The organism is Rhodopila sp. (assembly GCF_035548095.1).
Taxonomy (GTDB): Bacteria; Pseudomonadota; Alphaproteobacteria; order Acetobacterales; family Acetobacteraceae; genus Rhodopila.
Map to the genome: position 1 here is coordinate 1 of NZ_DASZUV010000031.1, position 23,107 is coordinate 23,107.

Genomic DNA, 23,107 nt, shown 5'->3' on the forward strand with positions numbered 1-23,107 from the left:
AGCAGCGCCGCCAGGGCGCGGCCGACATCACGGGCCGGTTCCTGCGCGTAATCCAGCCCCAGGGCGGCCAGCAGCCCGGCCAGATCGGCAACGCCGACATCGATGTGCCGCGCCGAGGGCGCCGCCAGGCTCAGGGCGAAGACCGCGGTCTCGACCGCCTCGGCGAAGCCGTCGACGTCGAACACGTTATCGTGCAGGAAGGCCGGCAGGTTCAGCACGAAGCCCGGCGCGTCGGCGGCATCCAGCGCCCAGACGGCGGCGCGGGGGGCGCCCCGGCGCAGCAGCAGCAGGCGATGCAGCCGGTCGGCGATCGGCATGTCCAGGCCGGCGGCGGTAGCGGCGGCGGCGATCGGGTCGATCCAGGCAGCCGCGGCGCCGGCCAGTGTCACCGGTCCGGCACCAGGCGCCAGGGCGGCCAGCGCGGCGGCGGCGGCATCGTCCCACGTGGCGGGCAGCGTCACCGGGCGTGGCGGAGAGTCGGGGTCCGGCGCGGCATCCAGCCGCCGCGTCCGCACGCCGTGCCAGGTCCGATGAAGCGGGGAGCGGGCTGTCTTCATGGCCCGAGCCTAGGCGATCCCGCGGGGCAGGGACAGCATATTTGGTGGCAAGACCATCGCAATAACGCAAAATCTTGTGGATAATTTCAAACGGTCACCGCCCGCTGACACGGGTGGACCAAATCCTGCCGCGTGCGTATATGTCCGCGCATGACTTTCGGCACATGGCTGTTCACCCTGTTCAACGGTCGCCGTGTCGGCACCGATGCCGCGGGAAATGTGTATTACGAGGAAAAGCGTCCCCGCACCGGCAAGCGCACGCGCCGGTGGGTGATCTACCATGTCGGCAATGAGGCTTCGCAGGTGCCGCCGGAATGGCACGCCTGGCTGCACTACACCACCGATGCGCCGCTGCCTGAATCGACCCGCCGCCCCTGGCAGAAGCCGCATATGGCCAACCCCACGGGCACCCCGCAAAGCTATCGCCCGCCAGGCCATGATTATCGCGGCGGCACCCGCGCCCCGGCCACCGGCGACTACGAACCCTGGATGCCGAGCTAGCACGCAATGGCCCGTCATGGGATTGCGGAGACGCTGACCGGCGCCGCCGTGCTGGTCATTGCCGGCGGCTTCCTGGCCTATGCCGTCGCGCATTCCGGCCGCTCCATCGGGGGGGGCTACCCGCTGCGGGCGCAGTTCGACAAGATCGATGGCCTGTCCGTCGGGTCGGATGTCCGCATCGCCGGCGTCAAGGTCGGCACCGTCACCAACACGATGGTCGATCCCGGCAGCTTTGCGGCGATCGTGTCCCTGACGGTGGCGGATGACATCAAGCTGCCCAAGGACACCGCGGCGATCATCACCAGCGAGAGCCTGCTGGGCGGCAAATACATCACCCTGTCGCCCGGCGGCGACGCGCAGGACTTGAAGCCGGGCCAGACGATCACCATCACGCAGTCCTCGGTCAGCCTGGAGGAGCTGTTGGGCAAGTTCATCTTCAGCGTTACCCAGTTGAACTCGGGGAAGAAGGACGGCGACGGGACGTCGACCGGCGCCGCGCCGAAATGATCCCGCCGCCGCCGACCGCGTGGCCGGGCCTGGACGGCAACGCCGTTGGCTGCCGGGAGAAGATCAAGATGCTGGCCGATAATTACCGGGAGGTCGCGCAGGTGCTGACCGACGCGTTCGAGGACGCGATCCTGATGGGCGTCGAGGAAGCGGCCATCCGCAAGGTCCTGGCGGACATGGTGGCCGGGCTGGACTCGCCCAAGCGCGTGCGCTGATGCGGCTGCATCACCTGCTTCCGCCGGCCGTGCTGACGGCGGCGCTGCTCGCGGCCACCCTGCCATGGCAGGGCACCGCCGCCCAGGGCCGCTTGACCCAGGCGGTCACGGCCCCAGGCACTGTGACCCAGGGCGCCATGACCCAGACCCAGGGCAACCCGCCGCTGCAGGAGCAGCAGGATTCGCTGCTGCCGCCCTCGCTGCGGGGCCTGGCGCCGCGCAGCGAGCCCGCGCCGGCGGTGACGGCGCCGCCACCGGCGCAAACGCCGGGCGCTCCACCGGGCGCTCCGCCGGCCGCGGGCGGCGCGGCACCGGACGCGGCGGGCAACGCGCCGCCAGGCGGCGCCCCGGCGCCGGACATGACGCCGCAGGTGCAGTGGCCGAACAAATGGGCGCCAGCCGGAACGGCGAGGCTGCAGGCGCTGGACAAGGTGAATGCGCAGGTCCAGCCGCTGACCGTCAAGGTCGGACAGACCGTGACGTTCGAGACGCTGTCGATCACGGTGAAATCCTGCGTCGTGCGTCCGCCGGACCAGCCGGCCGATGCCGCCGCGTTTCTGGACATCACGGACAGCCATCCCGACGCCCCCGGCTTCACCGGCTGGGTGCTGGCGAATGAGCCGTCGGTGTCGATGATGCAGAGCCCGATCTACGACATCCGCGTGACGGGATGCTCCTGACATGGACACGCTGCCGCCCTTCGGCCGGACCGCGCTGCTGCTGGATCTGGACGGCACGCTGCTCGATCTGGCGCCGACGCCGGATGCGGTGACCGTCGCAGCCGGGCTGACCGATGCGCTGGCGGCGCTGCGCGACGCGATGGGCGGCGCCCTGGCCATCGTGACGGGACGGCCGATCGAGACGGTGGACCGGCTGCTGGGTGACGTGCCGGGCGCCGTGGCCGGGGAACATGGCGGTGCCGTGCGGCACCGGCCGGGCGGCCCGGTCGAGCGGCCGGACCTGCCGCCCCCGCCGGACTCCTGGATCCGCGCGGCCGACGCGCTGGCCAGCGCCTTTCCCGGGGCGATGCTGGAACGCAAGGCACGCGGCTTCGCGCTGCACTTCCGCCAGGCACCGCAGGCCGGGCCGCTGTTCCGGTCGGTGCTGCAGGCGCTGGTCGATGAACGGCCCGCGTTCCAGCTGCTGCCCGCCCATATGCTGTGGGAAGTGCGGCCGGTGGGAGCCGACAAGGGCAAGGCGGTATCGCTGCTGATGGAACGCGCCCCGTTCCAGGGCCGGTTGCCGCTGTTCATCGGCGACGACGTCACCGATGAGGATGGGATGCAGGTCGCCCGCCAGCTGGGCGGGGCCGGCCTGCGGGTCGATGCCGCGTTCGGCGATCCCGCCGGCGTCCGGGGCTGGCTGGCCCGCTCGGCCGCCGCCGGCGACTGGGCAGCGCTGCCAAGGGGACGGCCAGGGGAATCACGGCCAGGGGAACGACCAAGGGAATCACGGCCAGGGGAACCGCAACCGGCGCGCCGCCATCAGGGAAAGCCGCATGACGCTTCGTGACTTCCGGGTTCTGACCTTCGATTGCTACGGCACGCTGATCGACTGGGAGACGGGGCTGCTGCGAGCCCTGGCGCCGTTGCGGTCCAGGGCACCGGTCACGCTGTCGGACGACGCCGTGCTGGAAGCCTTCGCGTTGCGTGAGGCGAGCCAGCAGGCCGCGGCGCCGGACATGCCCTACTCCGCGGTACTGAGCGCGGTGCATCGCCAGTTGACGACGGACTGGGACGTTGCCGCCGACGCCGCGGCGGATGCGCGCTTCGGCGCCTCGGTCGGCGACTGGCCGGCATTTCCCGACACGGCGGAGGCATTGCGCTACCTGAAGCAGCACTATCGGCTGGTCATCCTGTCCAATGTCGACCATGCCAGCTTCGCTCGGTCGCTGCCGCGGCTCGGGGTGGCGTTCGACGCGGTGCATACGGCGCAGGATATCGGTTCCTACAAGCCGGACCCGCGCAATTTCACCTACCTGATGGATCGGCTGGCGGCCGACGGCTTCACGAAGCCGGACGTGCTGCACGTGGCACAGAGCCTGTTCCACGACCACGTACCGGCGAATGCGATCGGGCTCGCCTCGGCCTGGATCGACCGCCGGCATGCGCGCGGCGGATCGGGCGCCACCGCGCCGGCCGGCGGCGATGTGCGGTATGACTTCCGCTTTCCGAGCATGGCAGATTTGGTGGCGGCGCATCGCTCTCTGGGCTGAAAGCGGCGCCTGAGGCGGCCTGGTCAACCGCGGCGGCGAAAGTATTAACGAAAGTGAATCATTCCGTCGTAGGCACATACACCGCCGTTTTCTAATGATCCGGCCACGTTTCATTGCCGAAGGGGCGGCACCGTGGCCATCAATCTGCTGCATACCGCGTTTGTCGATCAGACCGCGACGACCATTGCGCTGTCGCAGATGGTGTCGGTCAGCACGTCGGGCACCAACCCGGCATACCTGGTGCTGACGGCGATCGACCGGAACGACTATACCGCCGGATCGACCGGCGCGACGGGCAGTTTCACCGGCAACGGCCACGCGCTGGCCTTCAGCGCGATCGGCTCGGATGGGCGCGGGGCCGGCCTCGTCTTCACCTACCAGGCATCGACAGGACGTTACTACAACAGTACGTATGGCTATCTGGACCAGCTTGTCTACACGTCCTCCGGCAATGCCAACGACGTGACCAACATATCTTTGTATGGCACCAACAATCTCAGCCTGGCGACGCAATATGCCGGCAATGCCTGGTACATGATGCAGCTCGGCGGGGTCGACTACCTGGGCAGCGTCACGGTGGCGACGCAGCCGTCCTATACCGGCACGGTGCCGGAGCAGGCGACGCCGGCCTCGGTGATTGCCGCGGCGGACAGCTTCGTCGGCAAGGTCTGGAACATGAACGGCTGCTGGGTGCTGGCCAGCACCATCGCCGCCGAGGCCGGGGCCTCGCTACCCGTGCGCAGCACCGCGGTCGGCCTGGCCGGGCAGGCGGACGGGGAATGGATCGTCGCCTATAACGGGCCGGCCGGGCAGACTGGTGCCGGGCAGACCGGTGCCTGGCAGACGATGCTCACCGCGGGTGAGATCATCGTCATGGGCTTCAGCAACGGCGGCGGCCATATCGCCACCTGCGTGTCCGGGTCGGGCGGCACCGCGATGCTGGTGGACAACGCCACCTTCGTCACCAGCGGCGGCACGGTGCTGAACGCCGCGAATGATGGCTCCTCCAGCGACATCGTGATCGCCGCGCCGCACCTGGCGTCCCAGGAATTCGGCGCCGTGCTGGCCAACACGGTGGTGATCTACCAGCTGGACACGCCGGTCGTATCGACGACGGTCGGCAGCCTGACCATCAGCACCGGCACGACGCGGACGCTGGCTTCGCTGTTCACGGTCATCGATCCCGCCAACCGCGCCATCGCGGCGTGGCAGGTATACGATACGGCGCTGACGGATGCGCTGGTTCATGACGGCACGACCGCCTCCAGCCACACGGCGGCGACGGCCCTGGCGGTGTCCTCGCTGTCTTCCGTATCGCTGCTGGCCGGCGGCACCGCCACCGGCGACACGCTGATGGTGCGGGCCTATAACGGGTCCTATTGGGGCGATTGGCAGAGCCTGGTGGTAACGGTCGCGGCCGGCACCGCGGCGCAGACGCCCGGCCAGGCCAGCAGGGCGCCGGTGGTCACCACGCAGACGGCGGCGCAGAGCTGGCTCGCCGGCCAGGCGATCAGCCTGGCGCTGCCGGCCGATACCTTCACCGATCCGAACGGGCAGAGCCTGACCTACGCGGCCACCCTGGCCTCGGGGGCGGCGTTGCCATCCTGGCTGAAATTCAACGCCGCAACGAATACGTTCACCGGCACGGCGCCGGCGGGGGCACAGACCCTGTCGATCGCGGTGAAGGCGACCGACACTGCCGGCCTGTCGGTGTCGGAGACGTTCGGCGTGACGGTGATCGGCGCGCCGGCGGTCACCGTCTGGACGCCGTCACAGAGCTGGGTGATGGGCCAGGCCATCGCGCTGACCCTGCCGGCGAACACTTTTACCGATCCGCAGGGACAGGCGCTGACCTGGTCGGCGAAACTCGCCTCGGGGGCGGCGCTGCCGTCCTGGCTGCACTTCGACGCCGCCACGCACAGCTTCAGCGGCACCGCGCCATCGATCGCGCAAAGCGCCTATGTCCAGGTGACGGCGACCGACACCAGCGGGCTGAGCACCTCGGAAACCTTCGCCGTCACGGTCCGGCCCGGTATCGCCGTCACCAACCAGACGCCGGCGCAGGCCTGGCTGGACAACACCGCGCTGAACGTCGTGCTGCCAGGCAACACGTTCACCGATTCCCTCGGCCTGAAAATGAGCTTCGCGGCCTATCAGACCGCTGGTCCGAACGTGACCTCCTGGCTGCGGTTCAACGCGTCGACACTGGGCTTTTCCGGCGCCGTGCCGGCCAATCAGAGCGGCACGATCGGCATCGCCATCCTGGCGGCGGACGCGGCGCAGTCCCTGGCGATCGACACCTTCTCGGTCAGCTTCGCCGCCACCGCGTCCGGGGTGCGGGCGGACCTGCAGCAAGTAGGCACGCTGTCCTACGACCCGTACAAGACGCCCGAGGAACAGGGGCTGATCCCGCTGAAACTCTGACCGGACGCCATGCCGGTCATGGTGACGCCGTTCCGGCCCCGCCAGTTCGAGCGCCGCCAGTTCAAGGACCGGCACTTCGGACCCCCGCCAATTCGCGGACCATCGGCTCGGACCGCCGGCAGTCGGGGGACTGCCCGTCCGGGGACTGCCCGTTCCGGGACTATCAGTCCGGCCCCGAGCCGGACCGCCGCCGGTCAGGACGCCATGCTGGCTTCAACGACACCGACGCCGGTGAAGGTCACGCGGATGCGATCCCCCGGCGCGATCGGAAACTGCCGCGTGAACGATCCGGTCATGACGATGTCGCCCGCCCGCAGCGCCCTGCCATGGCTGGCCAGCTTCCCGGCCAGCCAGACCAGCGCGTTCAGCGGGTTGCCCAGCACCGCGTCGCCGGTCCCGCCGCCGGCGACCTCGCCGTTGATCTCCACCGTGCAGGCGACCTTCTCGGGCGCTTCCGGCAGCGCCACCGGCGCACCCAGCACACAGGTCTTCTGCTGCGCGTTGTCGGCCATGGCGCAAGGGATCTGGGTCATCGGCACGCGCGTCTCGATGATCTCCAGCGCCGGATGGACCTGCCCGACCGCGGCGCGTGCCGCGGCGAGGTCGCTGCCCGCCGGCAGGTCGCGGTCCAGCCGCATGCACAGCACGCACTCGAACCCAGGCTTGATCAGGGAATGCGGCGGGAAGACATGGCCGCTTTCGGTCGTCTGCAGCACGCAGCCGAACACCGGCTCGTGGAAGCCGAATTGCTGCTGGATCGCTTTCGCGGTCAGGCCGACCTTCCAGCCGAGCTGCCGCTCACCCATGCGTACGCGCCGGGCAATCAGGCCGAGCTGCACGCGATGGGCGTCGTCGATGGTGAGGTGGTCATAATACGCGGCCGGCGCGAAGTCGCCGCGCAGCCGCGCCCGCCAGAAGGCCTCGACGGCGTCCGCTTCGTTGAAGATCATTGTCGTTATCCTCCCGGTGCGTCCCTCGCCAGAAATCCGGCGCCAGGAATCCATCGCCAGGAATCCAGCGCCAGAAATCCAGCCTGCCTGGCATTGCCCGCCTGCCCGGCCCCGCCCGTTCCTGGACCTGGCGGCGTTCTGCTATGTCAACAATCCTCGCGCCGCCAGGTTCCGCATCAGCGCCGCCGCGCCGAACGACCAGGGCGCGCACTGGTCGGTCGGCATGATCCGGTTCACCAGCCGCCCCAGCTTCGGCGCGGCGATGGTCACCACGTCGCCGGTCTTGTGGGTGAACCCCTGGCCGGGCGCGTCACGGTCCTGGATCGGCGCGAACATGGTGCCCAGGAACAGCATCGCCCCATCCGGGTACCGATGATGCGCATTCACCATCTGCCCCACCAGCTCGGCCGGATCGCGGCTGATCCGCGCGATCGAGGACGAGCCTTCCAGCACGAACCCGTCGGCGCCCTCCACGCGCAGCGTCACCGTCATGGCCCGCACATCGTCCAGCCGGAACCCGCCATCGAACAGCCGCAGGAACGGCCCGATGGCGCAGGAGGCGTTGTTGTCCTTCGCCTTGCCCAGCAGCAGCGCCGACCGGCCCTCGACATCGCGCAGATTGACGTCGTTGCCCAGCGTGGCACCGACGATGCGGCCGGTTGACGCGACGGCCAGCACCACTTCCGGCTCCGGATTGTTCCAGGACGATGCCGGATGCACGCCCGCGTCCATGCCGGTGCCGACCGATGCCATCGGCTGGCACTTGGTGAAAATCTCGGCGTCGGGGCCGATGCCGACCTCCAGGTACTGGCTCCAGGCACCCTGCTGGATCAGCACCTCCTTCAGCCGCATCGCCTCGGCGGAGCCCGGCTTCAGCCGCGCCAGGTCATCTCCGACCAGCCGGTTCACCTCGGCGCGGATCGTCGCCGCGGCGGCGTTGTCGCCGCGGGCCCGCTCCTCGATCACCCGCTCCAGCATCGACACGGCGAAGGTCACGCCGGCGGCCTTGATCGCCTGCAGGTCGGGCGGCGCCAGCAGCCAGGGCCTGGCGGCATCGCGTCCGTCCGGCGGCGTGTTCGCCAGGATGTCGGCGACGGTGCCGATCCGCTCACCGGCCGCGGCGCGCAGGCTGCTGGCCGGATCGTCGGATTCGCACAGGTCGCGCAGTGTCGGAAACGCGGGCGACACGTCGAAGACCTCCGCGCCGCGAACCGCGACCACGGATGGACCACCCAGGTCGGGCCGCCACACCCGGCCGGCCAGCGCCGCGTCGGCGGCATCATCCGGAAGCGCGGCGCGAAGCTGCGGCGTGAACCTGTCCATGAGCCCGTCTCCTCTCCTGCCGGCAAGCCTAGCCCGACCCGGATCGCGCGGGAACCGGCCTGCCGGCGGATGAGCGACCTCGGCTTCCCTTTGCGGGAGCCCGCGGGCAGAAAGGTCCCCGCGGGCAGAAAGATCCATGGCTGCCAATCCGCGGAGCGTCAGGCCCGGCGCAGTCCAACACAACTGGATGGTCCGTGGACATCGACGATGCCCAAGGGCGCTGAACGGGGAAACGCGGAGATGGATACGGCGATTGCGGTGCTGGGCGGGGTGGGCCTGTTCCTCCTCGGGATGACGATCATGACCGACGGGCTGAAGGGGCTCGCCGGGTCGTCGCTGCGCGCCGTGCTGGGCCAGGCAGCCGCGACGCCGCTGTCGGGCGCGTTCTGGGGCGCGGTGGTGACGCTGATCGTGCAGTCGTCCAGCGCCACGACGATGACGACGATCGGCCTCGTCAGCGCCGGGCTGCTGACCTTCCCGCAGGGTCTGGGCCTGGTGTTCGGCGCCAATGTCGGCACCACGGGCACCGGCTGGCTGGTGGCGCTGATCGGCGTGCGGGTGTCGCTGTCCGCGTATGCCCTGCCGCTGATCTTCGCCGGCGCCATGGCCAGGCTGCTGGGCAAGGGCCGGTTCGCCGCCGCCGGCGCCGCGCTGGCCGGTTTCGCGCTGGTGCTGTACGGCCTCACCACGCTGCAGCAGGGCATGGGCGGCGTGGCGGAGCAGCTGCATCCGTCCGACCTGCCAACCGTGCTCGGCATGCCCGGCACCGGCTTCCTGCCCGGCCTGCTCGGCCTGGTCTCCCTGGTCGTCACCGGGCTGGTGATGACGGCGGTGATGCAGTCCTCCACCGCCGCCATCGCCGTCACCTTGTCCGCCTTCCATGCCGGCGCGATCGGGCTGGAACAGGGCTGCGCGCTGATCATCGGCCAGAATATCGGCACCGCCACCAGCTCCGCCCTGGCGGCGATCGGCGCCAGTACCACCGCGAAGCGTCTCGCCGTGGCCTATGTGCTGTTCAAGATCGTCGCCGCCGTGATCGCCATCGTATTGTTCCCGCTGACCGTGCGGTTCCTGGCCGGCGCCACCGGCATCGCCGACGGCGCCACCCTGCTGGCCGCCTATCACACCGCCTACAACGTGGTCGGGGTCGCCGTCCTGATGCCGGCCATCGACCGGTTCACCCGGCTGGTGGAGCGGCTGCTGCCGGAAACCCGCACGCCGCTGCTGCGCGGCCTGGACCCGGCGGCACAGGACAACCCCGTCGTGGCGGTCGAGGCCGCGCGGCGAACCATGGCGCTGGCCATCGCCGCGATGGCCCCGCGGATCGAGGCGATGATGACCGGCGCGCCGCAAACCGCCCCGGCCACCGTCACGGACGCGGCCACGGCATTGCGGCAGGCACGCGACTTCCTGGCCGACCTCGCGGGTCCGCCCGATTCCGAGGACGAGACGCGGCGCCGAACCAGCACGCTGCACGCGCTGGACCACGCGTCGCGGCTGGCCGAGACCGCCGCCGAGAAGCCCGCGTTGGACGTCCGTTCGGGCGACGCGGACGAAGCGCGCGCGGCCGGCCTGTGCGCCGACGCCATGCGCCGAGCCGCCGCCGCCGTCGGCGAGATCGCCCAGGAAGCCGCCCTGAGCGACGCGGCGGCGCCGATCCGGACGCTGGACCCGCCCGACGCGGACGCCGCCCTGGCAGGCTTGCGGGACCGCGCCCGCGACCTGGCGGCGCTGCGCCAGGCCCATCGTGCCCCGACATTAGCACGGGCCGGCTCCGGGACGATCACCGTCGAGGAGGCGCTGCGGCGGATCGACGCCGTGCGCCGCGCCGAGTCACTGGCCCGCCACGCCTGGCGCGCGGTGGCGCACCTGCTGGGACAGGCGGGCGAGGCGGAGGCGGATCCATGACGATGGGGGCCATGACGATGGGGGCTGCGCCGGCGGTGGACGCGGCGCCGTCGGGAAACGCTCTTGTCAAGGCCCGGCCGCTGCCCCTAACCCGTGCCGGATGACGCAGATCCCCGATCTCCAGGGCGGCTGCCGCTGGCAGGGGCTCGCCATGGACGGGCACGCCCGGACCGGCGTGCTGCACACGGCGCACGGGCCGATGGAGACGCCCGCCTTCATGGCGGTCGGCACGGTCGGCACCGTCAAGGCGATGACCGCCGACGCCGTGCGCGCCACCGGCACGCAATGCGTGCTGGGCAACACCTACCACCTGATGCTGCGCCCCGGCGGAGACCGGATCGAGGCGCTGGGCGGCCTGCACCGCTTCATGGACTGGCCCGGCCCGATCCTGACGGATTCCGGCGGGTTCCAGGTCATGTCGCTCGCCTCCCTGCGGCAGCTGGACGTCGACGGGGTGACGTTCCGCTCCCATATCGACGGCTCCCGCCACCGGCTGACGCCGGCCATCGCGGTCGGGCTGCAGCACCAGTTCGACTCCACCATCACTATGGTGCTGGATGAATGCACGCCCTTCCCGGCCGACCACGACACCGCCCGCGCGTCGATGGAGCTGTCGCTGCGCTGGGCGGAGCGGTCGAAGCAGGCGTTCCGGCCGCGCCCGGGCTATGGGCTGTTCGGCATCGTCCAGGGCAGCACCTACCCCGATCTGCGCGCCTGGTCCGCCGCCGGGCTGCGGGATATCGGCTTCGACGGCTACGCGGTGGGCGGGCTGGCGGTGGGCGAAGGGCAGGCGGCGATGCTGCGGACGCTGGACGTGACGGTGACGCTGCTGCCCCGGGAAGCGCCGCGCTACCTGATGGGCGTCGGCACGCCGGACGACCTGCTGGAATCGGTGCGCCGCGGCATCGACATGTTCGACTGCGTGATGCCGACCCGCGCCGGCCGCACCGCCCGCGCCTTCACGTCCCAGGGCGCGCGCAACCTGCGCAATGCCCGCCATGCCGCCGACGCGCGCCCGCTGGACCCTGGCTGCCCCTGTCCGGCTTGCCAGCGCCACAGCCGTGCCTATCTGCACCACCTGTTCCGGACCGAGGAGATGTTGGGGCCGATGCTGCTGACGTGGCACAATCTGACCTACTACCAGCGCCTGATGCAGGGCATGCGCGCGGCGATCCGCGACCACCGGCTGGACGACCACATCGCCGGCGTGCGGGCCGGCTGGGCCGCGGCGGAGGACTGACCAAATGAGACCGGCCCGATGAGACCGGCCAAATGGACCGACCAGGGTGGGACTGACCGAGTGGGTTGGCCAAATGGGAGCGACCGAATGGGATTGACCAAATGGGAGTGACATGACGGGCTCGCCCTATGCCGGCCTGACGCAACTCGGCCAGGCCGCGCGGCTGCCGGCCTCGCCGGACCAGGCGGTGCTGGAGCGGGTGGCGAACCCCGCCAAGGGCCGGTCCTACGTCATCCGGTTCACCTGCCCGGAATTCACCTCGCTGTGCCCGCTGACCGGCCAGCCGGATTTCGCCCATCTCGTGATCGATTACATCGCCGCCGACTGGATCGTCGAAAGCAAGTCGCTGAAGCTGTTCCTGGCGTCCTATCGCAATCACGGCGCGTTCCATGAGGCCTGCACGATGGAGATCGCGCGGCGGCTGGTGGAGGCGCTGGCGCCGGTGTGGCTGCGCATCGGCGCCTATTGGTATCCGCGCGGCGGCATCCCGATCGACGTGTTCTGGCAGACGGGCGAGGCGCCGGCGGGCGTGTGGGTCCCGGCGCAGGAGGTGCCCGGCTATCGCGGCCGCGGGTGATGGCGGGCCCCGCTCGCCACGCTGATCCGGGCGCCGCGATCCGGGACAAGGCGCTGGCACTGGGGTTCGACGCCGTCGGGTTCTGCCGCGCCGGCCTGGCCGCCGAGGCGCGGAAACGGCTGGCCGCCTTCCTAGCCGAGGGCCGCCACGGCCAGATGGGATGGTTGCGGGACCGGTCCGAACAGCGCGCCCATCCGCAGGCGCTGTGGCCCGAGGCGCGCAGCGTCATCGTGCTGGGCATCAATTACGCGCCGGCCGATGATCCGCTGGACGTGCTGGCCCGGCCGGACCGCGGCGGCATTTCCGTCTACGCCCGCAACCGGGACTATCACGACATCGTCAAGGGCCGGCTGAAGCATCTCGCCCAGTTCATCGCCGCTCGGCTCGACGCCGGCGTGAAGGTCTTCGTCGATACCGCGCCGGTGATGGAGAAGCCGCTGGCGCAGCAGGCCGGGCTGGGCTGGCAGGGCAAGCACACCAACCTGGTATCGCGCCGTTTCGGCTCCTGGCTGTTCCTGGGGGAGATCTACACGACGCTGGAGCTGGCGCCGGACGCCGAGGGTGGTGATCATTGCGGCACCTGCGCGCGCTGCCTGCGCGTCTGCCCGACCGATGCGTTTCCCGCCCCGTATCAGCTCGACGCGCGGCGCTGTATCTCCTACCTGACGATCGAGCATCACGGACCGATCCCCGAGGCGCTGCGGCCGAAGCTGGGCAACCGTATCTACGGTTGCGATGACTGCCTGGCGGTGTGCCCATGGAACCGCTTCGCCACGCCCACCGCGGACCCGAAGCTGGTCGGCCGGGCGGAGCTGACGGCGCCGCGCCTCGCCTGGCTGGCGGGGCTGGACGATGCCGGCTTCCGCGCGCTGTTCGCCGGGTCGCCGGTGAAGCGGATCGGGCGCAACCGTTTCGTCCGCAACGTTCTGAACGCCATCGGCAATTCCGCCGATCCGGCGCTACTGCCGGCCGCGCGCGCGCTGGCGGACGATCCCGATCCGGTGGTTGCCGATGCCGCGCGCTGGGCGTGCCGGCGGCTAGAGCGATCGCCTGAAGCCGGCGGTGAGAGGGCGTGAGTCGCGCTCTGGAATCAAAGAGGTGACAGAGCATGACCGGGTCAGCCCGACCCTGTCATGCTTGAGGATCAGAATAGCCAGCCGACCAGCCGGTGCAGCGCGACGCGGTGGCGCGTGACCAGCCTCGCGGCAAGACGGTTGTCCAGCGCCGGCAGCAAAAGGCGGCCGACCAGGATTCGCTGCCGCGCAGGCAGGTTGCGGATGACGATGCGGAGATTGCCGATCGCCTCGGCCTGCTGCTCCGGCGAGCCCTGCATGATGGCGGTCCGCGTGTCGCGCAGCATCGCGCGGAAGAAGCGCGGGACGGCGAGATCGTGGAAGTGCTTCGCCCCCGCCCCGGGCTCGCCAGCCAACGCCGCCTCCAGCTTTCTGTAATACACCCTCCTGGCAAGGGCGATCCGTGTCAGGTCCGGGACGATCGGCCGCGGGGAGCGCCATGCGGTCAGCGGATGGGCGAAATGCACATTGTCATATCCGGCTCGAAACAGCCGGATGAACAGGTCATCATCCTCGAACGCGTCCATCTGGACGTCGCAGCCGCCCACCGCCCAGTAGGCGGCCCGCGAGATCATCGCCGCCGACGGGATCACCTGCATCGGATAGTTGAGGCAGTCCGCCAGCGTGCGCTTCGGCTGCGGCACCCCATCGGCGCAGGAGCGATGCCGCGACAGCACCGATCCGGCGGCGTCGATCTCGGTGACGTCGCCATGGCTCCAGCCCAGCGGGATCGCGCGTTTCGCCACGAATGGCTCCAGCAGCACGCCGACATGGTCGTAGTGCCACAGATCGCCCTGGTCGAGGAATGCCACCACGTCGCCATGGGCGTGGCGGACGCCTTCGTTGCGCGCCTCGGCGATCGTGCCCGGCGGCTTGCGGACCAGCCGGATGCGGCGATCGGCCGCCAGCTCTTCGACAATCGCGGGGCCTTCATCCGTGGACCCGTCGTCGACCACGATGATCTCATCCGCCGGCCGGTTCTGCCGCTGCACGCTGTGCAGCGCATCCCGGATCGTCGCCGCGCCATTGCGCAGCAGCACCACCGCGCTGACCAGAAGCTGCTCCCGCACCGGATGGGGCGGCGGCACGCGGGCGATCTTCCGCTCCAGGAACGCCATGTCCTCCAGGCACATCTCGGCCGTCGCCACATCGCCCCTGGCCAGCGCGTTGCTCGCCTCGTCCGCCATCTGCTTCAGGAACCGCGGCGCCAGCAGCTTGCTGCTGTAGTAGCGCCCGAACATCGGCTGGTCCGGAAACGCGTCCAGCAGCTTGCGCGCATAGATCATCCGGCTGCGCGCCATGCGGGGCGAGTAGGAGGCGCTGGACGGATAGATCCGCCACCGCGCCAGCGCCTGGTCGATATAGGCGTTGCGATAGCCGACGCTGAACAGGCGGAGGAACAGGTCGTCATCCTCATAGCCCTGCAGCCGCTCATCGAAGCCGCCGACCTCGTCGAACGCCTCGCGCAGGATCAGCGACGAGGTCGGCAGGATGAACAGGTCCTCCTGCAGGCACTTGTCCAGGTGCACCTTCGGGTGCTCGGCGGAGCCGTAGGACAGCGCGTCGCGCACCCGCAGCTGGCCGTCCACGCCGATCTCGTCCAGGTTGCTGTAGGTCCAGCCCAGGCGGCCGGTCATGTCTTCCCGGAACGGGCGGATCAGTTCGCTCAGATGGTTCGGATACCAGGCATCGTCCTGGTCCAGCAGGGCGATCAGCGCGCCGCTGGACCGGCGGATGGCGAAGTTGCGCGCCGAGGACTGGCCGCCATTCTCCTTGTTCAACAAGGTCAGCGGGTGCGATTGCGCCAGCCGGCGGACGATGTCCGGGCCCTCATCGGTCGAGCCGTCGTCGACGACGATGACCTCGGCGGGCGGGAGGTGCTGGGCGAAAATGCTCCGCAACGCCTCCTCGATATACCGCGCACCATTATACAGCGGAACGATCGCCGATACGGACAGCTCAGATGCAAGCATTGTCGCCGCTTAGCATGCGCCGGGCCGGTGGCTCAACAAGGCGGAGCGGCGGACGATGAGGCCTTGGACGGGCGGGCGTCCTGTGCTTAACAACCGTCCCTCTCCGGCGCCCGATCCGGCGCCCGCACGGGCCGGCCGGTCCCTGCCCGCCCGCGCCATGACCCAGGACCGCCCGGAAGGACCCGCCCCACACGATGCGCGCCTATAACCTGCTGCGGCTGAAGACGGCGCTGCGTCAGTACCGGGAGGTGTATGAACGCACCGGCAGCCATTGGCAGGCGGCCCGGTTCCTGTATCGGTTCGTCGTCACCAAGATGCCGCTGCTGCTGCGCCAGGCGGTGCAGGCGACACGGCGCGGACAGGTGGTGGCCGAGATCGGCGCGGCGCGGCGGGACGGCGTGCCGTTGCTGGGCATCCGCGTCACCGGCGGCCTGGGGGACTATCTGACGATCGCCCGGTTCGTGCGCGATCTGGCCGACGCGGCGGGGGGTATCGCCGCCGACGCGGCGGGGGGTATCGCCTTCGACATCTACTGCACCGCGCCGGCGCGGGCGCAATGGGTGTTCGCCGCCGTCCCGGGCCTGCGCGCCTGTTACGACGACATTCTGTTCGACGCGGCGATGGCGCAGTACGACGTGGCGCTGTGGGCCGGCTCCTTCGTGCTGATCCACCAGGACACGGTGCGATGGGACCGGGTGCGGAGCCGTCCCGGCCTGCTGCGGGCTGTCGAGGCGGCGATCCGCTACCAGCCAAAGATCGACCTGTTCATCAGGCACCACCCGCAGACCGACGGGTTCCTGGCGCGGAAGGCGGTGTTCTCCAACGCCTGCCGAGCGGATTACCTGCACCTGATCGCGGGGCTGGCGTATGGCGGGGATCGCCTGCCGGTCAGTCTGGACGCCGAGGCGCCGCGGCGGTTCGGGCTGGAACCCGGCGGCTATGTCACCGTGCATAACGGCTTCGATCCCGGTTTCGTCGTCACCGCGGAGCGCGCGACCAAGTGCTATCCGTTCTTCGGACAGGTCGTCGCCCGGCTGAAGGCGGCGCGGCCAGGTCTGCGCGTGGTGCAGCTGGGCGCCGCCACCAGCGACCGCATCGCCGAGGCGGACGCCGACCTGCTGGGCCGCACCTCGTTGCTGGAGGCGGCGGGAATCCTGGCCGGCGCCCGGTTGCACATCGACAATGAGGGCGGGCTGGTTCACCTCGCCCGCTGCCTGGGCGTGCGCAGCGCCGTCGTGTTCGGCCCGACACCGTCGGACTATTTCGGCTATGCCGGCAACATCAACATCGACCCGACCTTCTGCGGCGGCTGCTGGTGGATCAACCAGAGCTGGATGAACCAGTGCCCGCGCGACTTCCCGACCGCCCGCTGCATGACGGAGCAGCCTCCCGAGGCGGTGGCCGATGCCATCCTGCGCGGGCTGGCGGACAGCGCCGCGGCCGAGCCGCGCACCGTGGCGGCGCGGTGAGGCGCCTGCTGCCCGTCCTGCGCCCGGTCTGGCGCCTGGTGCCCGCCACCTTGCGCCGGACCCTGCTGCACCAGGCCGCTCGGATCACCGCGCCGCGCCCCGACGCGGACCCGCCGCCGGCGCAGGGTGGCCTGGCGGTACTGGGGGAGATCGGCGCCCCGTCCGGGCTTGGGGAATCGGCGCGCATGATGGTGCTGGCGCTGCGGGCGATCGGGGTGACGGCGGTGCCGATCGACACCGACCTGCGCGGCCTGCTGACCGGCGGCGCCACGGAAGACGCGCCGCCGCCGGCGATGCCGCTGGTGATCCATGCCAACCCGCACAGGCTGGGCATGGCGCTGCTGGCGCTGCCGCGGGGCGCGGTGCGGGGCCGGCGCATCATCGGCTATGTCGCCTGGGAACTGCCGGTGGCACCGCCGGCCTGGCGCCGGCCGCTGCGGCTGGTGCACGAGGTCTGGGTGCCGTCCCATTTCGTCGCCGGGGCGATGCGGACGATCCTGCCGGCCGGCCGGAGCGTGCCGGTCCGCGTGGTTCCGATGGCCATGGCGATCGCGCCGCCGGTGCCCGGCGGGCGGGACCGCGCCTCCTTCGGCCTGCCGGCGGACGCTTTGATCGTGCTGACCTCGTTCAACGTCGCCTCGGGGTTCGCGCGAAAGAATCCGCTGGCGGCGGTGGAGGCATTCCGGCGCGCCTTCGGTCCGCGGCCGGATCGGGTGCTGGTGCTGAAGGCCGGCAACCTGGACGCCGCGCCGGCGGACGTGGCGCGGCTGCGCGCCGCGGCGGCCGACCTGCCGAATGTGATCATCGACGGCAGCCGGCTGTCGCGGGCGGACAACCACGCCTTCACCGCCGCCGCCGATATCGTGCTGTCCCTGCACCGCAGCGAGGGTTTCGGCCTGGTGCTGGCCGAGGCGATGATGCTGGGCAAGCCGGTGATCGCCACCGGCTGGTCGGGCAACATGGATTTCATGGATCAGCACAGCGCCGCCCTGGTGCCAGCTACCCTGGTGCCGCCCCGGGACCCGTCCGGCGCATTCAACCTGCCGGGCGCGCTGTGGGCGGAGCCGGACCTTGACGCGGCGGCCGCTCATCTGCGCCGGCTGGCCGATGATCCGGCCGCCCGCGCCGCGCTGGGCGAGGCGGGACGGCGCATGGCGGCGCGGCGCCTGACCGCCGAACCGCTGCGCCAGGCCGTGCAGGCGCTGGGCCTGGCGCCGCCCCCGGATGCCGCGCCGTGACATCGGACGGCCAGCCCGACGAAGCGGTGCTGCGCCTCGCGCGGACGCTCGCCCGCTGGCGCAACCGGCTGGCACCGCCCGGATCGCTGCCATCGAGGCTCGTCCGCCGCCTGGCGGGGACCCTCCGCCGGCCGGCCGATCCACGCGCCGGCCTGCGCCAGCGCTATCTCGCCTGGCCGGCGCCCCGGCAGCGCGTGGAGACCTGGGACGCCGCCGCGCCGGGCGGCCGCGCGCTGCCGCCGGCCCCGCGCATCCTGCTGCTGAAGCTGGACCATATCGGCGACCTGGCCGTTGCCCTGCCGGCCTTCCGCCGCCTGCGCGCCGGCTTCCCCGATGCCCGGATCACGCTGGCCTGCGGGCCGTGGAACACCGGCCTGGCCGCCGCAGTCGGCCTGTTCGACCGGGTCGTCGGCTTCGACGCGTTCGACGCCAACCGGCGGATCGGGCCGGCGGACGAATCGGCCCGGCAGGCCCGATTCGCCGCGCTGGCGCTGGGCCCCTTCGATCTGGCGGCCGATTTCCGGCACGAGCCGGACACACGGACATTGCTGCTGGCGGTGGACGCCACGTTCCGGGCCGGGTTTCAGGCTCCGGCGCATGCGGGCGGGACCCGGCTCGACCTGGCTGTGCCCGACTGCCAGGACGCGCTGCGCGCCGCCGGAGCGCCACCGATCCAGGCCGGCGTGCGGCTGGACATGCTGGCCACCGCCATCGTCGGCGGTTTCGCGCGCCATGCCGCGGAGCCTCTCTCCGCCGCCGCGGCAGCGGTTCCGCCGGTCATGCCATCCGGCGCTCCCGCCGCGACCCTGTCCCACAGCCCGGCGGCGGTTCCCCCCGCCGGACAGCGCGGCTACGTCGTGATGGCGCCCGGCGCGGGCGCCCCGATCAAGCGCTGGCCGCTGGACCGGCTGACCGCGCTGGCCGCCGATCTGGCCGAACGGCACGGGCTGGATGTCGTCGTGACCGGCGGCCGCGGCGACTGCGATGACGCCGCGTCCCTGGCCGCGGCTCTGCCCCCCGGGCGCGTGCGGGACCTGACCGGCACGCTGCCGCTGACCGACCTGCCGCCGCTGCTGCTCGGCGCGCGGTTGTTCGTCGGTTACGATTCCGGCCCGTCGCACCTGGCCGCCGTGCTGGGTGTGCCGACGGTCTGCATCTTCGCCGGCGTCAGCGACGCCGCCGTCTGGCATCCGGTCGGGCCGGCCGTGACCGTCATCGCCGGCCGCACCGGCTGCTCGCCGTGCCGCCTGACGCATGCGGCCGAGTGCCCGAACGACCGCGCCTGCCTGACCGCCATCAGCGTGGAGACTGTGCGTACTGCCTGTGAAAGGCGTATGGCTCTCCCTGCATGACCCGGCTTCCTGATCCTCTGCCACCGGCCGAGCGGTTCCGCATCGGCCTGATCGCCCGCATGTACACCCTGTTGATGGGACGGCAGGCGGACCCTGGCGGGCTGCGCGCGCTGCTGGACCGCATGCGCGACGGGATCCCATTTTCGACGGCGGTCACCGAGGCTTTGGACTCGGACGAGTTCCGCGCCCGTTGCCCCGACCCGGCGCTGACGGTGGACGATATCGACGCGCTGTTCGCCTGGGCCTGGAACGAGGAGCTGCCGCCGGTCGACCGCACGCTGCCGCCGGGAGCCTATGCCGCGGCGCTGCTGACGGCGGCGGAGACGCGGACCCCGTCGACGATCTGCGACGCGCTGTTCTCGGAAGGCGCCGATCCGGCGGATCCGGGCGCCTACCGGCTTTGGCTGCACGATTATGCGACGCCGGATCCGCGAACGCTGCTGAAGGCCGCGATCGGCCGGCCGCCAGCCACCGCCCTGTCGCTGATCCTGCTGGACGGGTGGTCGGCCAGCCGGCTGGCCGGGACCCTGACCTCGCTGCGGGACCAGATCAGCGGCGGATACCAGGTGGTCATTGCCGGCCGTCCGCGCTTCTGCGCCACGTTGAGCGATGCCCTGCCCGCCCCGGTGGCGCCGGTATCGGCGCGCGGCATGGCGGCCCGGCTGAACGCCGCGCTGCCGCTGTGCAAGGGGCGGTTCGTCCTGCCGCTGGGGCCGGGCACGCGGCTGGCGCCGGATGCGGTCTGGCACGTCGCGGAAGCGGCCCTGGCGGATCCGGACGCGCCGGCCCTGCTGCTGGATCATGACCGGATCGACGCGCAGGAGCGGCGGTCGGCTCCGGTGTTCCACGCCGGATGGGACCCGGAACTCGCGCTGTGCCGCAACGACTGGGCGGTGGGCATGGCCCTGCGCACCGACCTGGCGGCCGCGCGGCGTGCCAGGCCGGAAGCCGGCTCGGCGGCCTGGGCCGACCTCGCCCTGCGGGTGATCGAGGCGGACGGCGCATCGGTCGGACGCGATAACGCCGGGCGCGATAACGCCGGGCGTGATAACGCCGTGCGCCACGTGGCGCGGCCGCTGGTGCAGGTGCCGCTGGCGCGCGGACCGCTGGCCTGGCTGTCCAAGCGGCGGCTGCGTCGCGCCTGGGACCGGCAGGTCGAGGCACGCTGGGCCGGCCGGCCGGATGCACCGCGCCTGGTCCGGCAGCCCGGCGCCCCCGCCGCGCGCATCGTCTACCCGCTGCCGCGCCAGCCGCCGCTGGTGTCGGTGGTGATCCCCACGCGCGACCGGGCCGACCTGCTGCGGCCCTGCCTGGACGGGCTGCTGACGCGCACCCGCTACCCGGCGCTGGACATCGTCGTCATCGACAACCGCAGCAGCGATCCGGATGCGCTGGCCTGCCTGCAGGACGCGGCGCGCGACCCCCGCGTGCGGGTGCTGCGCCACGATGCCCGGTTCAACTGGGGCGCGGTGAACAATATCGGCGTGCGCATGTCGCGGGGGGAGATCGTCCTGCTGCTGAACAATGACACCGAGGTGCTGCAGCCCGACTGGCTGGAGGAGCTGGTCCGCCAGGCGCTGCGGCCGGAGGTCGGGGCGGTGGGTACGAAGCTGCTGTACCGCGACCGCACCGTGCAGCACGCGGGGCTGGTACTGGGGCCGGACGGCCACGCGTTTCACCGGTTCCGCCATGTCGCCGGCGACGCGCCCGGCTATCGGGATGCGCTGGCCACGGTGCGGTCGGTCACCGCCGTCACCGGCGCCTGCCTGGCGATGCGCCGCACGGTGTTCGAGGAAGTGGGCGGCATCGAGGAAGGCAACCTGGCGGTGACCTGGAGCGACGTCGACCTGTGCTACCGCGTCCGCGCCGCCGGCTATCGGGTAATCTGCACGCCATTCGCGCCGCTGCTGCATCTGGAGCTGGCCACCCGCGGCAAGGACGACACGCCCGACCGCGCTGCGCGCGCCGAGCGGGAACGACAATTCATGATGCTGCGTTGGCCATCTCTTGCTAACGAAGACAGCCTGTTCAATCCGAACTTCCGTCTGGCCGAGGGCGACACGATGCTGGCGTGCCCGCCCCGCGCCGGCGGGCCGGATGACGGTAAAGGAAACGTATCGTGATCGCCCCGGAGCCTGCTCCCGATCCCATCATCATCGGCAAGGCGGTGCTGGCGCTCAAGGCCAGGCTGGCACCGCGCGGATCGGTCCGGGAACGCGTGCTGCGGACGCTGACGCGCCCGTTGGTCCGCATGCTGCTGCGCCGTTACAAGATCGGCCTGGATGGCGAGATCCCCGGCATCCCGGTGCCCGAAGTCGTTCGCTGGCACGGCATCCAGGAACGCGCGCTGGCACTGCCGGCGCGGCCGCGCATCCTGATCCTGAAGCTGGACCATATCGGCGACTTCATCGTCGGCATGCCGGCGATCGCGCATCTGCGCGCCGCCTTTCCCGACGCATCGATGACCCTGGTCTGCGCATCCTGGAACCGTCCCTGGGCGGAGCGCACCGGCTGGTTCGACGAGGTGGTGGCGTTCAACCTGTTCACCCAGCGCAATGCCGACTGGGGCGGCACGACGCCGGAGCAGTTCGCCGAGTTCGCCCAGCTGGGCCTGAGCGGGTTCGACCTGGCGATCGACCTGCGGCACGACACCGATACGCGGCCGCTGCTGGCGATGGCCGGGGCGAACTTCCGAGCCGGGTTCTGCGCGCCGTACGCCCAGGGCGGGGCGGAGCTGGATATCGCGCTGCCGGATGTCGAACACATCTCCCAGCGGCAGGGCAACGGCCTGTCGCTGCATGCCGAGTTGCGCCTGATGCTGCTGGCGATGACGGTCACCGCCACCTTCCTGCCGCAGCCGGCGCATCCCGCCGCGCTGTTGCTGACCGGCGCCCCGCCGCCGGTGCAGCCGCCCTATATGATCCTGGCGCCGGGGGCCGGCAGCCCGATCCGGGTGTGGCCGATGGAGCGCCTGATCGAGATCGGCCGCCGCCTGCTGGCCGCGACCGATGCCGCGCTGGTGATCACGGGCGGCCCGGCGGAGGCAGAAGCCGCGGCCGCCGTCGCCGCGGCCCTGCCCGAGGCACGGGTGCACAACCTTTGCGGCGCGATGCCGCTGGCCGATCTGCCCGACCTCGTGCGCGCCTGCAGCCTGTATGTCGGCTACGATACCGGTTCCACTCATCTGGCGGCGGCCCTGGGCGTGCCGACCGTGGCATTGCTGACCGGCGTGCCGAACCTGGAGGTCTGGTATCCGCTGGGCCGGAACGTCCAGGTGGTCGCGTCGCGCATCGCCTGCTCACCCTGCTATTTCAAGGTGGCGGCGCAGTGCCCGTATGGCGTGCCGTGCCTGGACGCGATCAGCGTCGACGCCGTCTGGACCGCCTGCACCGACGCGCTGGCCGATTCGGGCCTGCTGATCCCGCAACGCGCAGCCGCCTGATACCGGCGGACCGGACGGTCACGGTGCCGCCGTTGCTTCCCGTCCTCGCGGCGGCAGGGCCGCCAGCCATGGCTTGCCGCTGAAAATCCCGGACTGCCGTGCGCGTGCGTCTGCGTCTTTTGGCAAAGGGCGTGGCTGACCCG

19 protein-coding genes and 1 pseudogene are annotated in these 23,107 nt (G+C 71.2%); 16 read left to right on the forward strand and 4 right to left on the reverse strand.

All coding sequences use genetic code 11. The features are described 5' to 3' along the window. Positions 1 to 557, reverse strand: a pseudogene (locus VHC04_RS21975) (TSCPD domain-containing protein); the annotation flags it as partial. Positions 558 to 707: 150 nt separating this feature from the next. On the opposite strand from VHC04_RS21975, the gene VHC04_RS21980 reads away from it, so the two are divergent. From VHC04_RS21980 to VHC04_RS22010, 7 genes are all read left to right on the forward strand, one after another. Beyond that, entirely contained in the window at positions 708 to 1,058 is a 351-nt protein-coding gene (locus VHC04_RS21980; protein ID WP_325684884.1) for an NADH:ubiquinone oxidoreductase subunit NDUFA12, read from the forward strand. 6 nt (positions 1,059 to 1,064) lie between these two features. Then, positions 1,065 to 1,565: an outer membrane lipid asymmetry maintenance protein MlaD gene (gene mlaD, locus VHC04_RS21985; RefSeq protein WP_325684885.1), complete on the forward strand. Its 501-nt coding sequence runs from the start codon at positions 1,065 to 1,067 to the stop codon at positions 1,563 to 1,565. Then, on the forward strand, positions 1,562 to 1,780 hold the full coding sequence (locus VHC04_RS21990) for a hypothetical protein (protein ID WP_325684886.1): 219 nt from the start codon (positions 1,562 to 1,564) through the stop codon (positions 1,778 to 1,780). Before mlaD ends, VHC04_RS21990 begins: the two co-directional genes overlap by 4 nt. Further along, positions 1,780 to 2,460 carry a DUF2155 domain-containing protein gene (locus VHC04_RS21995; protein WP_325684887.1) on the forward strand — a complete coding sequence of 227 codons (681 nt, stop codon included), beginning with the start codon at positions 1,780 to 1,782 and terminating at the stop codon, positions 2,458 to 2,460. The genes VHC04_RS21990 and VHC04_RS21995 overlap by 1 nt, the downstream gene beginning before the upstream one ends. Before the next feature lies 1 nt (position 2,461). Beyond that, positions 2,462 to 3,292 (forward strand): trehalose-phosphatase, encoded by an 831-nt coding sequence (otsB, locus tag VHC04_RS22000; protein WP_325684888.1) that lies wholly within the window; start codon positions 2,462 to 2,464, stop codon positions 3,290 to 3,292. Beyond that, positions 3,279 to 3,995 carry a haloacid dehalogenase type II gene (locus VHC04_RS22005; protein WP_325684889.1) on the forward strand — a complete coding sequence of 239 codons (717 nt, stop codon included), beginning with the start codon at positions 3,279 to 3,281 and terminating at the stop codon, positions 3,993 to 3,995. The genes otsB and VHC04_RS22005 overlap by 14 nt, the downstream gene beginning before the upstream one ends. Positions 3,996 to 4,127: 132 nt before the next feature. Further along, on the forward strand, positions 4,128 to 6,419 hold the full coding sequence (locus VHC04_RS22010; protein WP_325684890.1) for a putative Ig domain-containing protein: 2,292 nt from the start codon (positions 4,128 to 4,130) through the stop codon (positions 6,417 to 6,419). 194 nt (positions 6,420 to 6,613) lie between these two features. Here VHC04_RS22010 and VHC04_RS22015 read toward each other — a convergent pair whose 3' ends face one another. Further along, positions 6,614 to 7,369, reverse strand: a complete 756-nt coding sequence (locus VHC04_RS22015; protein WP_325684891.1) for a 2-keto-4-pentenoate hydratase — start codon at positions 7,367 to 7,369, stop codon at positions 6,614 to 6,616. Positions 7,370 to 7,510: 141 nt separating this feature from the next. After that, entirely contained in the window at positions 7,511 to 8,692 is a 1,182-nt protein-coding gene (locus tag VHC04_RS22020; protein ID WP_325684892.1) for a fumarylacetoacetate hydrolase family protein, read from the reverse strand. Between the two features lie 240 nt (positions 8,693 to 8,932). Between VHC04_RS22020 and VHC04_RS22025 the strand changes: the two genes are divergently transcribed. The 4 genes from VHC04_RS22025 (at position 8,933) to queG (ending at position 13,493) form a co-directional block, all read left to right on the forward strand. Then, positions 8,933 to 10,600, forward strand: a complete 1,668-nt coding sequence (locus VHC04_RS22025) for a Na/Pi cotransporter family protein (RefSeq protein ID WP_325684893.1) — start codon at positions 8,933 to 8,935, stop codon at positions 10,598 to 10,600. A 100-nt stretch (positions 10,601 to 10,700) separates the two neighbouring features. After that, complete coding sequence (gene tgt, locus VHC04_RS22030) at positions 10,701 to 11,840, forward strand: tRNA guanosine(34) transglycosylase Tgt (protein WP_408903851.1); 1,140 nt, start codon at positions 10,701 to 10,703, stop codon at positions 11,838 to 11,840. Positions 11,841 to 11,952: 112 nt separating this feature from the next. Continuing rightward, positions 11,953 to 12,417, forward strand: a complete 465-nt coding sequence (gene queF / locus VHC04_RS22035) for a preQ(1) synthase (protein WP_325684895.1) — start codon at positions 11,953 to 11,955, stop codon at positions 12,415 to 12,417. After that, positions 12,417 to 13,493 (forward strand): tRNA epoxyqueuosine(34) reductase QueG, encoded by a 1,077-nt coding sequence (gene queG, locus VHC04_RS22040; RefSeq protein ID WP_325684896.1) that lies wholly within the window; start codon positions 12,417 to 12,419, stop codon positions 13,491 to 13,493. Before queF ends, queG begins: the two co-directional genes overlap by 1 nt. 68 nt (positions 13,494 to 13,561) lie before the next feature. On the opposite strand, the gene VHC04_RS22045 is transcribed toward queG, so the two are convergent. Further along, positions 13,562 to 15,463 carry a glycosyltransferase family A protein gene (locus tag VHC04_RS22045; protein WP_325684897.1) on the reverse strand — a complete coding sequence of 634 codons (1,902 nt, stop codon included), beginning with the start codon at positions 15,461 to 15,463 and terminating at the stop codon, positions 13,562 to 13,564. Positions 15,464 to 15,657: 194 nt separating this feature from the next. Here VHC04_RS22045 and VHC04_RS22050 point away from each other — a divergent pair, with 194 nt between their 5' ends. Genes VHC04_RS22050 through VHC04_RS22070 form a run of 5 tightly spaced genes read left to right on the forward strand, consistent with a single transcriptional unit; the run spans position 15,658 to position 22,964 of the window. After that, on the forward strand, positions 15,658 to 16,932 hold the full coding sequence (locus tag VHC04_RS22050) for a glycosyltransferase family 9 protein (RefSeq protein ID WP_325684898.1): 1,275 nt from the start codon (positions 15,658 to 15,660) through the stop codon (positions 16,930 to 16,932). Continuing rightward, a complete protein-coding gene (locus VHC04_RS22055) occupies positions 16,929 to 18,170 on the forward strand; it encodes a glycosyltransferase family 4 protein (protein WP_325684899.1) in 1,242 nt (413 codons plus the stop codon). The genes VHC04_RS22050 and VHC04_RS22055 overlap by 4 nt, the downstream gene beginning before the upstream one ends. Next, positions 18,167 to 19,522, forward strand: a complete 1,356-nt coding sequence (locus VHC04_RS22060) for a glycosyltransferase family 9 protein (RefSeq protein ID WP_325684900.1) — start codon at positions 18,167 to 18,169, stop codon at positions 19,520 to 19,522. Before VHC04_RS22055 ends, VHC04_RS22060 begins: the two co-directional genes overlap by 4 nt. Continuing rightward, entirely contained in the window at positions 19,519 to 21,645 is a 2,127-nt protein-coding gene (locus tag VHC04_RS22065) for a glycosyltransferase family 2 protein (protein WP_325684901.1), read from the forward strand. Before VHC04_RS22060 ends, VHC04_RS22065 begins: the two co-directional genes overlap by 4 nt. Further along, the gene (locus VHC04_RS22070) at positions 21,642 to 22,964 is read left to right on the forward strand and encodes a glycosyltransferase family 9 protein (protein WP_325684902.1); all 1,323 of its coding nucleotides are present in this window, start codon (positions 21,642 to 21,644) and stop codon (positions 22,962 to 22,964) included. The genes VHC04_RS22065 and VHC04_RS22070 overlap by 4 nt, the downstream gene beginning before the upstream one ends. Positions 22,965 to 23,107: the final 143 nt, after the last annotated feature.

Bases quoted from the DNA above. Each gene is read 5' to 3' on its own strand.
- VHC04_RS21990 (WP_325684886.1), top strand. From the start codon at position 1,562: ATGATCCCGCCGCCGCCGACCGCGTGGCCGGGCCTGGACGGCAACGCC.
- VHC04_RS22045 (WP_325684897.1), bottom strand. From the start codon at position 15,463: ATGCTTGCATCTGAGCTGTCCGTATCGGCGATCGTTCCGCTGTATAAT.
- VHC04_RS22015 (WP_325684891.1), bottom strand. From the start codon at position 7,369: ATGATCTTCAACGAAGCGGACGCCGTCGAGGCCTTCTGGCGGGCGCGG.
- VHC04_RS22065 (WP_325684901.1), top strand. From the start codon at position 19,519: ATGACCCGGCTTCCTGATCCTCTGCCACCGGCCGAGCGGTTCCGCATC.
- mlaD (WP_325684885.1), top strand. From the start codon at position 1,065: ATGGCCCGTCATGGGATTGCGGAGACGCTGACCGGCGCCGCCGTGCTG.
- VHC04_RS22005 (WP_325684889.1), top strand. From the start codon at position 3,279: ATGACGCTTCGTGACTTCCGGGTTCTGACCTTCGATTGCTACGGCACG.
- VHC04_RS22025 (WP_325684893.1), top strand. From the start codon at position 8,933: ATGGATACGGCGATTGCGGTGCTGGGCGGGGTGGGCCTGTTCCTCCTC.
- VHC04_RS22050 (WP_325684898.1), top strand. From the start codon at position 15,658: ATGCGCGCCTATAACCTGCTGCGGCTGAAGACGGCGCTGCGTCAGTAC.
- queG (WP_325684896.1), top strand. From the start codon at position 12,417: ATGGCGGGCCCCGCTCGCCACGCTGATCCGGGCGCCGCGATCCGGGAC.
- VHC04_RS22020 (WP_325684892.1), bottom strand. From the start codon at position 8,692: ATGGACAGGTTCACGCCGCAGCTTCGCGCCGCGCTTCCGGATGATGCC.
- VHC04_RS21995 (WP_325684887.1), top strand. From the start codon at position 1,780: ATGCGGCTGCATCACCTGCTTCCGCCGGCCGTGCTGACGGCGGCGCTG.
- queF (WP_325684895.1), top strand. From the start codon at position 11,953: ATGACGGGCTCGCCCTATGCCGGCCTGACGCAACTCGGCCAGGCCGCG.
- otsB (WP_325684888.1), top strand. From the start codon at position 2,462: ATGGACACGCTGCCGCCCTTCGGCCGGACCGCGCTGCTGCTGGATCTG.
- VHC04_RS21980 (WP_325684884.1), top strand. From the start codon at position 708: ATGACTTTCGGCACATGGCTGTTCACCCTGTTCAACGGTCGCCGTGTC.
- tgt (WP_408903851.1), top strand. From the start codon at position 10,701: ATGACGCAGATCCCCGATCTCCAGGGCGGCTGCCGCTGGCAGGGGCTC.